This window comes from Saccharopolyspora ipomoeae (assembly GCF_029952525.1).
Lineage (GTDB): Bacteria > Actinomycetota > Actinomycetes > Mycobacteriales > Pseudonocardiaceae > Saccharopolyspora > Saccharopolyspora ipomoeae.
The window spans coordinates 55,130-66,444 of record NZ_JASAOF010000031.1; the positions used below are offsets into that span (position 1 = coordinate 55,130).

8 protein-coding genes are annotated in these 11,315 nt (G+C 72.4%); 3 read left to right on the forward strand and 5 right to left on the reverse strand.

The features are described from left to right. The first annotated feature begins 16 nt into the window (after positions 1-16). Entirely contained in the window at positions 17-520 is a 504-nt protein-coding gene (locus tag QFW96_RS28385) for a methylated-DNA--[protein]-cysteine S-methyltransferase (protein WP_281458824.1), read from the forward strand. A 157-nt stretch (positions 521-677) separates the two neighbouring features. On the opposite strand, the gene QFW96_RS28390 is transcribed toward QFW96_RS28385, so the two are convergent. Further along, on the reverse strand, positions 678-3,632 hold the full coding sequence (locus tag QFW96_RS28390) for an AAA family ATPase (protein WP_281458817.1): 2,955 nt from the start codon (positions 3,630-3,632) through the stop codon (positions 678-680). Beyond that, positions 3,629-4,813, reverse strand: a complete 1,185-nt coding sequence (locus QFW96_RS28395) for an exonuclease SbcCD subunit D (RefSeq protein WP_281458818.1) — start codon at positions 4,811-4,813, stop codon at positions 3,629-3,631. The genes QFW96_RS28390 and QFW96_RS28395 overlap by 4 nt, the downstream gene beginning before the upstream one ends. Positions 4,814-5,013: 200 nt before the next feature. Between QFW96_RS28395 and QFW96_RS28400 the strand changes: the two genes are divergently transcribed. Beyond that, complete coding sequence (locus QFW96_RS28400; RefSeq protein WP_281458819.1) at positions 5,014-5,958, forward strand: DNA recombination protein RmuC; 945 nt, start codon at positions 5,014-5,016, stop codon at positions 5,956-5,958. Positions 5,959-6,067: 109 nt separating this feature from the next. Here QFW96_RS28400 and QFW96_RS28405 read toward each other — a convergent pair whose 3' ends face one another. The 3 genes from QFW96_RS28405 to QFW96_RS28415 all read right to left on the reverse strand — a co-directional run bounded on the left by QFW96_RS28405 (position 6,068) and on the right by QFW96_RS28415 (position 10,073). Then, entirely contained in the window at positions 6,068-6,991 is a 924-nt protein-coding gene (locus QFW96_RS28405; RefSeq protein WP_281458820.1) for an alpha/beta hydrolase fold domain-containing protein, read from the reverse strand. 128 nt (positions 6,992-7,119) lie between these two features. Beyond that, on the reverse strand, positions 7,120-8,652 hold the full coding sequence (locus QFW96_RS28410; protein WP_281458821.1) for an FGGY-family carbohydrate kinase: 1,533 nt from the start codon (positions 8,650-8,652) through the stop codon (positions 7,120-7,122). Continuing rightward, positions 8,649-10,073, reverse strand: coding sequence for an L-fucose/L-arabinose isomerase family protein (locus QFW96_RS28415; RefSeq protein ID WP_281458822.1), 1,425 nt, complete (start codon positions 10,071-10,073; stop codon positions 8,649-8,651). The genes QFW96_RS28410 and QFW96_RS28415 overlap by 4 nt, the downstream gene beginning before the upstream one ends. A gap of 194 nt (positions 10,074-10,267) precedes the next feature. Between QFW96_RS28415 and QFW96_RS28420 the strand changes: the two genes are divergently transcribed. Next, on the forward strand, positions 10,268-11,314 hold the full coding sequence (locus QFW96_RS28420) for a LacI family DNA-binding transcriptional regulator (RefSeq protein WP_281458823.1): 1,047 nt from the start codon (positions 10,268-10,270) through the stop codon (positions 11,312-11,314). Position 11,315 lies beyond the last annotated feature (1 nt).

Sequence of the window (11,315 nt, forward strand, 5' to 3'; positions counted from 1 at the left end):
TCGAACACTGGGAGAAATCGTGATCAAGTGGTCCACTGTGGACACTCCGGCGGGTCCGTTCTGCGCGGTGGTCGACGCCGACGGCGTCGTGCTCGCCTCCGGCTGGACGGCCTTCACCGACGACCTGCTGCCCCAGGTGGCGCCGGCGCTGATGTTCGAAACCCTCGTGGAGGCCGCCGATCTCGGCCCGGTCACCAAGGCCGTCGTGGCCTACCACGAGGGCGATCTGGAGGCGATCGACGACATCCCGGTCAGCCAGAGCTCCGGGCCGTACCTGCAGCACGCCTGGAAGGTGCTGCGCACCGTCGAGCCCGGGAAGCTCACCAGCTACGCCGAGTTCGCCGCGCTCACCGGCAAACCCCGCGCGGTCCGCGCCGCCGCATCGGCGTGCTCCCGCAACGCGGTCGCCCTGTTCGTCCCCTGCCACCGCATCGTCCGCAGCGACGGCTCGGTCGGCGAGTTCCGCTGGGGCCCCGACCGCAAGAAGTGGCTCCTCCACCACGAACGCACCAACACCTGACCCGCCCAACAACGCCGAAAACCCCGGTTCTCATCGCACGAGAACCGGGGTTTCGACACGACGAAAGCTGCGGCATTAGCCCGGTGGGTGCGCCGGGGACGCGATTTCAATGGACGTCGGGGACCTGATTTCCATTGAAATCGGGGACCCGGCGCGGTCAGGAGGTGGCGAGTTCGAGGGTGGAGCCGTGGCGGGACTTGCGGACCCGGAGGCGGACCGCGATGCGCTGGCGCATCTCCTCGACGTGCGAGACCAGGCCGACGACGCGGCCACCCGCGCGGAGCTCGTCGAGGGTGTCCATGACCAGGTCCAGCGTGTCGGCGTCGAGGGTGCCGAAGCCCTCGTCGATGAACAGCGTGTCCAGCAGCGCGCCACCGGTCTCGGCGGCGACCACGTCGGCCAGGCCCAGGGCCAGTGACAGCGAGGCCAGGAACGACTCGCCGCCGGAGAGCGTCTTGGCCGGGCGGACCTTGCCGGAGTAGTCGTCGAGGACGTCCAGGCCCAGGCCGCCGCGGGTGCCGCGAGCGCCCGCGGCATCGGAGTGCACGAACGAGTAGCGCCCGTCGCTCATCCGCTGCAGGCGGCGGGTGGCCGCGATCGCGACCTCCTCCAGCCGGGCCGCCAGGACGTAGGCGCGCAGCGACATCTTGCGGGCGTTCTGGCCGCGCCCGTTGACGACGTCGGCCAGCGCCTCCAGCTCGGCGTGCTCGGCCATCGCCGGGCCCAGCTCCGCCCACGCCGCCCGGAGCCGTTCGCCCAGGTCGGCGAGCTCGCCGTGGCGCTGCTCGGCGCCGTGCGCGACGGCCGCGGCGCGCTCGGCGGCCTCGGTGGCCGTGGTCGCGGCCTCCACCGCCTGCTCCAGGCCGACCTCGGTGTCCGGGTCGACGCCGAACAGGTCCGCGCCGGCCAGCGCCTCGCGGGCACCGGCCGCGCGGCGGTCGACCTCGGCGAGCGAATCCTCCAGCTCGGCCAGCCGCCGCTCGTCGCGCTCGGCGGCCAGGGCCTCGTCGGTGTCGGCGAAACCCGCTGCGGTGGCGGCCTCGGCGAGCGCCGCGCGGGCCTCGGTCAGGCGCTGCTGCGCGTCGTCGCGGGCGGTGCGGGCGGCGACGAGCCGCTCCAGCCGGTCGGCGACGTCGAGCAGGTGCGCGCGGCGGTCGGCGATGCTGTCGAAATCACCTCGCCCGTCCCGCAACCGGGCCTCGCGCTCGTCGATCGAGGCGGTGAGCGCGGTGTTCTCGCTGCGCGCCGCCGCGATTCCGCTGCGCAGCGCGGAGATCTGCTCACCGAGCTCGTCGGTGGCGGCCTCCAGCTTCGCCAGCTCGGCCTCGCGCTGGGCGAGAGCGGCGGCGGTCTCGTCGAGCCGCTTCCGCTCGGCCCGCAGCTCGTCGAGCTCCTCGGCGAGCGCGGGTTCGGTGTGCTCGCCGAGGCGTTCACCCAGGTTGGCGAGCTGCTGCTCGGCCTGCTGGGCGGCGGTGGTGGCGCGTTCCCGCTCGGCCTGGGCGCGCTGCTCGGCGGTCTGGGCGGCCTCCTCGTCCTCGGCGCGCACCTGGTCGTCGACGGGCAGGCCGGGCGCGGGGTGCTCGGCGGAACCGCAGACCGGGCACGGTTCGCCGTCGGCGAGCCGTGCGGCGAGCTCGGCGGCCATGCCCGCCAGCCGCCGGGAGCGCAGGTCCTGCAGCACGTCCCGGGCCTGCTGGTGGGCGTCGACGGCCTGCTGCGCGCGGGCCCGCGCGGTGTCGAGTTCCCGCTGCGCACCGGGGATCTCGCGCGCGGTCGCCAGCAGCGCGGCGACCTCGGTGCCCCGGCTGCGCACGGTCTCCAGCCGCAGCTCGGCGTGCTTGGCCTCCTCGACGCGGGTCCGGGCGGCGGTGATGCGGTCGGGCAGGCCGTCTCGCTGGGCGACGAGCTCGGACTCCCGCTTCTCGTCGGCGGCGATCCGGTCGGCGAGCTCGGCGAGCTTGCGGCGGTTGGATTCCTGCTGCTGCGCCTCGGGAATCAGCTGGCCGAGCGCTCCCGCCCGCTCGCGCTCGGAGTTCGCGCGGGCGCGCAGGTCCTCCAGCGGCGCCTCGGGTTCGACCTCGCAGCGCGAGGCCCAGGTGACGACCTCGGCCTGAGCCCGGTCGCGTTCCTGCTCGGCGCGGTCGGCGGCCCGGCGGGCCGAGACGACCGGGATCGCGCGGGTCGCAGCGGCGCGTTCGGCGCGCCAGGCCTCGTGCTCGGAGCGCTTCGCGTCGATGTCGGCGAGCGTCGCGTTGGCCTGGCGGACGCGGCGGACCTTGTCCGCCAGCTCCAGGCGCTCGGTGCGCACCGCCTCGGCCTGGTCGCGCTCCCGGCGCAGGCGGGTGAGCTCGGCGCGGGTGTTCTCCAGGTCGCGCAGCGCCTGCTTCTCGACGTCCTCCAGCCAGTTCGCCTCGCCGACCTCGGAAACCTGCTCGACGCCGGAGACCTGGGAGATGCGCGCGTTGAGCTCCCGCACCTGCTGCGACTGCTCCTCCACCGCGCGCCCGCGCTCGCGACGGCGGTCGACGAACCAGCGCTCGACCTCGCCGAACCGCTCGGTGCCGAACAGCCGCTCCAGCAGCTTCTCCCGCTCCCCGGTGTCGGCTCGCAGGAACTTCGCGAACTCGCCCTGCGGCAGCATCACGACCTGGAAGAACTGGTCGACGCTCATCCCCAGCAGCCGCTGCACCGTGCGGCCGACCTCGTCGATGCGGGTCAGCGGCTCCGGCGACTGGCCGTCGGGCGTGGTCGCGACCCAGGTCAGCGATGCCTTGGCCTGCTGGGTGGTGTAGCCGTCGCCGCGCTTCTTCGGGCGCTGGTACTCGGGGCTGCGCTCCAGCCGCAGCCGCTGGCCCTGGATCGTCAGCTCCAGCACGACGCTGGTGTTGACCTCGTCGGCGGCGGTGTCGCAGCGCAGCCGCTTGGCGTCGTTGCGCGCGCCCGGGACCGAGCCGTAGAGGGCGAAGGCGATCGCGTCGAGCAGCGTGGTCTTGCCCGCTCCGGTGTCGCCGTGCAGCAGGAACAGGCCGTCGGCGCCGAGCTGGTCGAAGTCCACGACCTGGTGGTCGTTGTAGGGCCCGAAGGCGGTGACTTCCAGGCTGTGCAGCCTCATTCGGCCCCCTCGGCCGCGGTGACCGCGTGCAGCGCCTCGTCGAGCAGCGCGCGTTCGGAATCGGTGGGTTCGGCGCCCCGGCAGTCCTCGACGAACCGGGCGGCCAGCGAGTTGTCGTCGCGACCCCGCACGATCTCGGCGTAGCGCAGCGGCGCGGTGGCCTTGCCGGTGGCCGGGCGCCACTCCAGGTGCACCGCGTGCGGGAACCGCTCCTGCAGGCGGCGCATGGCCTCCAGCGGGCGGACCTCGTCGGTCAGGGTCGCCGAGACGTAGCAGTCCTCGGCGGCGGCGTGCTCGGGGTCTTCCAGGAGCTCGTCGAGCTCGCCCTCGATGGTGGCCAGCTCCCGGGGCACGGGCAGCTCGCGGCGCCGCACCTCGGCGAGGCCGTCGGCGTCGAGGTCGACCAGCCACACCGATTTGCGGTGCGCGGCCTCGGAGAACGAGTAGGCCAGCGGGCTCCCGGAGTAGCGCAGGTGCTCGGCGAGGGTCTGCGGGCCGTGCAGGTGGCCGAGCGCGACGTAGTCGACGCCGTCGAAGACCGCGCCGGGCACCTGCTCGACACCGCCGACGGCGATGGTGCGCTCGGACTCGCTGCCCTCACCTCCGGTGACGAAGGCGTGCGCGAGCACCACCGATCGAGTCCCTCGTGGACGGTCGCCTAGGTCGGCGCGGATGCGGTTCATCGCCTCGCTGAGAACCGCTGTGTGGCCGCGACTTCCGATCTCCTCGCTCGCCCCGGGCACGTCCGCGAGGGCCTTCAGCGCGTGCTTGGCGGGATCGGGTTCGAGGTACGGGATGCCGTAGAAGGCGACCGGTCCGTGCTCGTCGCCGAGCAGCACCGGTTCGTGCAGCGCGTCGATGCGGGTGCGCAGGTGCAGCCCACCAGCGGCGGCGAAGTCGGCGAACGCGCCGACGCGCGGCGCGGAGTCGTGGTTGCCGGAGGTGATCACCAGCTGGGCGCCGGCCTCGCGGATGCGGGAGAGCACGCGCACGCAGGTCTGCACCGCCTCGCCGGAGGGCACCGCGCGGTCGTAGAGATCACCGGCGACCACCACGACGTCGACCTGCTCCTCGGTCACCAGCTCGGCAAGTCCGCCGAGCACGGCTTCTTGATCTCCGAGCAGGTCACGGCCGTGGAACGTCCGCCCCACGTGCCAATCCGAGGTGTGCAGTACCCGCATGACCACAAAGCTAGCGGCGGCCCGATCACCCCGGTTCACCCCCCAGGGCAGCTCGGCGTGTCGCACCGCAGCGTGATCCGGTGTTCACCACGCGCGATCACACTCCACCCCGCCGGGTGGTTCGAAACCCCGCGCGCCTGAGGTGATCTTGTCGGGGCCGTCTTGGATGATGGTCGGACCGTCTCGCGGATGGAGGTCGTGTGGGGACTGGGGTGCTGGTCGGGTTCGTCGTCGTGCTGATCCTGCTGGTCGCGGCGGCGCTGCTGCTGATCTGGCGGTTGTACGGCGACAGCGCCCGGCGGGCGGACGACGCGCTGCGCATGGTCGAGGCCGAACGCGCGCGCAGCACCGCTCAGCAGGCGGCGCTGCGGCGCTACGAGGTCGCGTTCGCCTCCATCACCGGTCGCGGTGAGCTCGGCGAGCAGGTGCTGGTCGAGACGGCCCGGTCGCTGGGCCTGCGCGAGGGCATCCACTTCACGCTGCAGACCGACCTCGCCGGCGGCGGCGCGGCCCGGCCCGACATGGTGCTCGAAGTCGGTGGCGGACGGCAGGTTCCGGTCGATTCCAAGGCGAGCCTCGCGGTGTGGGCCGAGGCGATGGAGACCGACGACGCCGAGGAGCGCGCCGACGCGCTGCGGGTGCACGTCCGCAACATCCGCTCCCGCGCGACCGAGCTGGCGGGGAAGGGCTACCAGCGCTGGGCGGACGCGATCTACGGCTCGATCATGTTCGTGCCCTCCGACGCCGCGGTGATCGCCGCGCTCGACGCCGACCCGCAGCTGCTGTCGTGGCTGCTCGGCAAGCGGGTGTTCCTGTGCGGGCCGACGGGTTTCGCGGTGCTGGCGTCGGCGGCGATGTTCGCCTCGACCGAGCGCACGTTGGCCGCGGACATCGAGCAGGTCCGCGCGCAGGCGGTGCGCTCGCAGCGCGCGGCGGGCAACGCCGTCGAGGCGGTCAACCTCTCCAGCACCCACCTGCAGCGCTTCGTCTCGGCCCGCCGCCGCGAGCTCGACGCCCTGGAGACCTTCCGCAACGCGGTCCAGCCCCTGGCGGAGACCGCCTCCTCCGGTGAGCTCCCCGAACTCCGCCGCGAAGAAGACGCCTCCCTCAACGGAACCGACCCCTCCGACCCCACCCGGAACTGAGCCGTCCTCCCGTGGCGTGCCCTCCCGGGCCGCGGACAGTTTTAGCCATAATTGTCCCGACATTTCGGACATTGATCATGGGCAGTTATGGCTAAAACTGTCCCCGGACTCACACGTGCGCGCGCACGAAGACGTCGAGGGCGTCCACGATGAGCGACGTCTGGGGTCCTTTCCCGAAGCCGTGGTCGAGGCCCTGGTACGGATGCATCTCGGCGGTCACGCCCCGGCTGCGCAGGGCGGCCGCGAAGTCGAGGCTCTGGTCCAGGGGCACCAGCGAATCCGCCGTCCCCTGCTGGATGAGGAACGGCGGCTCATCACCGGAGAGGTTGCGAGCCGGGCTCGCGGCGTCGGCCACGTCCGGGCAGTCGACCGGCATGCAGCCCAGCAACCCCGTGATGGCCCGCCGCGCGTAGTCCTGCAGCTGCGGGTGCTCGTGCTGCGCTTCGGCGCTGAGGTCGCTGGGACCGAACCAGTCCACGACCGCCCTGATCCCGGTGAGCCCGCCACCCGGCTTCGCCGGATCCCCGGCGACCGCCCCGAGCTGCGAGACCAGGTGCCCGCCCGCCGAAGCGCCCCAGAGCCCGACCCGATCGGCGTCCAGGCCCCACCGCGCGGAGTTCTGCTGCAACCACCGCACCGCGTCGGCGACGTCGACGACCTGCGCGGGCGAGCGCGCCACCCCGGTCAGCCGGTAGTCCACCGTCGCCACCGCGTACCCGCGCTCCAACAACCGCTGCGCCGCACGAGCTTCCGGCGCACCCGGGTCGACGTCGAGCGTCCGCTCCCCCGCGTCCCAACCGCCGCCGTGCACGTACACGACCAGCGGAGTCGCCTCCGCTCCGCGCCGGGGCAGGAACAGGTCCAGCCGCAACGCCCCGGTCTCCCGCTGGGCGTACACCTGGTGCCGGAAGACCTGCTGGGCCCCTAGATCCGGCACCGGCTCAGCGGGCACCACACCGGCCTCGGACCGCGAACACCCGGCGATCACCACCGCCAGCAGCGCCAACCCGGCCGCGAGAACACGCCGCGCCACCACGACCTCCCACGACCTCGCACCAGCCACTCGGACGAGTGAGCCTAACAAGGTCGCGCGACTACCACCCGTGAACGCGAAAACCGGGGTTTTCGACCGACGAGAACAGCGGTTCTCGACCCGAGGGGTCAGGAGGTGCGGTCGGCGGCGTGTTGTTCCTCGGCGAGGAAGTGGGCGATGCGGGAAGTGGACTCGTAGAGGTCGCGGTAGTGGCGGTAGTAGGCGTCGTAGCGGTCCGCGTTGGCCTGGTCGGGGTGGATCGTGGTGGTGATCGGGTTCCAGGCGTCGGGGGTGATGGCCGTGTTCGTGCCGATGCCCGCGAGGAGTGCGTTTCCGTAGGCCGCGCCCACCGTTTCGGCCGGGATCTGCTGCTGCTGACCGGTGATGTCCGAGACGATCTGGGTCCAAAGGCCGCCTTGGGTGCCGCCGCCGACGGCGACCAGGCGGCGGGCCGAGCCGCCCGCCCGGCCCATCGCCTCCAGGTTGTGGCGGACCCCGAACGAGATGCCTTCCAGGGCCGCGCGGTAGAGCTCGGCCCGACCGTGCTCCAGCGTCAGACCCGCCAGCACACCGCGCGCCGACGGGTCGAAGATCGGCGTGCGCTCACCCGCGAAGTACGGCAGCAGCAGCAATCCCCGCGACCCGGCCGGAACCGCCGAGGCCTCCGAGACCAGCTGCGCGAAGTCGCCGTCGACGAGCCCGCGCAGCCAGTCGGTGACCGCGCCCGAGGTCGCCATCCCCGCCGCCAGCGTGTAGGTGTCCGGGAACGCGCCGCAGGTGCCCCACAGCGCCGGGTGCGGGGTGACCTCGTCGAGCACCTCGACGAAGAACATCGTCGTCCCGTACATCAGCATCACGTCGCCCGGGCTCCGCACGCCGACGCTGGTCGCCTCCGCCCACGCGTCGACCGTGCCCGCTGTGACCGGAAGTCCTTCCGGCAGACCGGTTTCCGCGGCGGCCTCGGCGCCGACGCGGCCGACTACCTCGGTCGGCCAGGCCAGCTCCGGCAGCGGCAGGCCGGGCGCGACCCGAGCGGCCCACTCGGCCGACCAGTCCCGGGCGGGCAGGTCGTAGATCGGGTCGCACTGGCTGGCCGAGTGGTGGTCGAGCACGTACTCCCCGGTCAGCCGGTGCACCAGGTAGGAGCTGCACATCAGCAGCATCTCGGTGCGCCGGTAGACCTCCGGCTCGTGCTTGGCCAGCCACCGGATCTTCGGCCCGACGGCCTGGCTGGACAGCGCCGAACCACCGCGCCGCAGGATCTCGTCGGCACCGAGCTCGGCGGTGAGCTCGTCGATCTCCTCGGTCGCGCGGGTGTCGACGCCGTAGAGGATCGCCGGGCGCAGCGGTTTACCGCTGCCGTCGGCCGGGAGCAGCACCGGACCGATGCCGCTCACGCCCAGCCCGGCGAGCTCGTAGCCCTCGGCGGCGGGCAGCAGTTCCCGGGTCAGCTCCAGGAAATCCGCCCACCACACGGCTTCCGCGTCGTGCTCCACCCAACCCGGGTGCGGGTGCGAGGTCTGGTGCGGCCGGCTCGCCCTCGCCAGGATCGTGCCCGAGGCGTCGACCAGCACCCCCTTCGAGCTGGAGGTGCCGATGTCGATGCCGAGCAGCACGACCTGTGAGTGCTGAAGCCGGTCGGCACCGGCTTCAGCACTCACGACCCCGACCCCCGGCTCCACTCGTCCAGGCGAACGTCCAGCTGCTCGGCCACGGCCCGCAGCGCGGCCCGGTGATCACCGGGCACGGCGTGGATGTGGTTCGCCCCGAACTTCGACAGGAACACCTCCCCCGGCGCGTCCAGCCGCGCGAACGCGTGCGGCCACTCCGGCGTCGACTGGTCGACCAGCGCCTTGTTGGTCGCCTCGTCGTAGTTCTCGAACTCGCCCAGCATCATCTGCAGCCGGTACTCGCCGTTCTCCCTGGTCAACCGGCCGAGCGTCATCTCGCCGGGGGCGGCGATGTGCTGCACCGAGGCGCCACCGGCCGGGAAGAAGAACACCTCCGGGTAGAAGTTGACCTTCGCGAGGTTCTCGGCCGGGTCGTCGCTGCGCGCGGCGTACCAGGTGGCGTGCTGGCCGGAGTTGCACAGGTCCCAGATGTCCCGGTCGGCGTGGTAGTGCCGGACGTCGGCGAACAGCACCGGGGTGCCGGAGACGGCCTTGAACAGCTGCATCGTCAGCGCGCCGTCCATGTCGGCCTCGGTGGCGCACACGTGCGGCTGCTTGGGGCCGTTCCAGTCGTAGGGGTCGTTGAGGAACGCCTCGGTGACGTCCATCGTCGCGAAGTTCTCGGTCAGCTCCGGCTGGGCCTTGATGCCCGAGAAGTCGATGTTGCGCTCGTCGATGATGTCGCGGATCGCCAGGTAGGAGCGGATCTGGCGTTCCAGCAGCTCGGGGGTGAGCTTGTCGCCGTCGTAGTGCACCCCGGCCGCGTGCTGCTCGATCCACTCGCGGGCCTTCTTCGCCTCGGCGCCGTCGGCCTGCTCGGCGCGCAGCACGAGCTCGTACTGGTCGATCTCCTCGACGTCGACGCCGAACTTGCGCATCCACTGGTCGGTGTTGGCGACCGCGGTGTTCATGCCCATCGGGCGTCCGCCGAAGCGGCCGAAGGTGGAGCCGTGCAGCGAGCTCACCGCGGCCGAGGCCTGCGCCTGCACGCCGATCTTGGCGGCCAGCTCGGCGTCGTCCGGGGCGCCCCAGGCCCGGGCGTGGGTGCGGCCGATCTGGTCCAGCGCTCCCCCGGCGGCGAGCATGCCGACCAGGCCGGGCTCGGTGGGATCGGTGCTGGCCACGAGCACGAGCGGGCTGCGGGTGGCGTCCGCGGCCAGCATCGTGAAGTGCGGGAACGACCAGACGGCGTAGTAGAAGACGGTGACGTCGACGTCGGCCGCGGCGACCTCGCGAGCGACGGAGACGGCCAGGGAGTTGGTGGCGACCAGGTCGGCGCCGACGACGACCTCGTGCCCGGCCGCGCGCAGCGAGGCCACCAGAGCGTCCTGTTTGGACTGGATGAAGTCCGCGTTGCGGGCGTGCACGTGACCACGCCCGTCAGAGATGCTGACGACACCGATGCGAGCCACAGTTCCTCCAAGTTCGCTTCACAGGCGGCGTTGACTGCTGCAGAACCGGCGGTGCGCAGATGCCCGGTCGATCCACTTCGAAAACCTTGCGAACCAACGTGAGCAATCGTTTTCTCGGACGCTATTCTTGCGTGATGCGGGCTGTCAAGACGGGTGGCCCACCGTCACTCGCCCAGCGGTGAGGGAGGAATGCCGTGGCGACCATCAGCGACGTGGCGAACCGCGCCGGGGTGTCCACGGCGACCGTCTCACGCGCGCTCAACGGCAAGGCGACCGTGGACCCCGAGCTGGCCGCGCGCGTGCTCGCCGCCGCCGAGGCGCTCGGCTACCGGCCCAACGGACCGGCCCGCAACCTGCGCAAGCAGGAGACGGCGGTGCTCGCGCTGATCATCTCCGACGTGGAGAACCCGTTCTTCACCGCGATCGCCCGCGGCGTGGAGGACGTCGCGCACGAGGCCGGGTACTCGCTGGTGCTGTGCAACTCCGACGACGCCGCCGACAAGGAGCGCGAGTACGTCGACGTGGCCTTGCAGGAGCGCGTGGCCGGGGTGCTGCTCTCGCCCACGGGCAGCGCGGAGACCGCCGAGCTGCTGGCCCGGCACAGCACGCCGGTGGTGGCGGTGGACCGGCCGCTGCCGGACCACCCGAGCGACACGGTGCTGGTCGACAACCGGCTCGCCGCCAAGCACGCGACGCTGCACCTGTCCGGTCAGGGATACGGCCGCATCGGCTGCCTCACCGGCCCGAGCGGCGTGCCCACGGCCGACGACCGGCTGGCCGGCTACCGCGACGGCCTGCGCGCGGCGAAGCTGCCGGGCTCGACGTCGCTGGTGCGGCGGGCGAGCTTCAAGGCCGAGGGCGCGCAGCGGGCGGCGCACGAGCTGCTCGCCCAGGACGATCCGCCGGACGCGCTGCTGGTCGGCAACAGCGCGATGGCCGTGGGCGTGCTGGAGGCCCTGGCGGCGCTGCGCCTCAAGCCGGGCCGCGACGTCGGCGTGGTCGCCTTCGACGACGCACCGTGGACGACGCTGCTGGACCCGCCGCTGTCGGTGGTCGCCCAGCCCGCCTACGACATGGGCGCCCTGGCGGCCCGGCTCCTCCTCGACCGCATCGCCGGCGACCGCGAGGAGACCTCCACCACCACCCTCTCCGCGCACCTGGTCGCCCGGGGCAGCTCGACTCGCCTAGGGGACAGTTTTAGCCATAATTGTCCCGACATTTCGGACATTGATCATGGGTGAT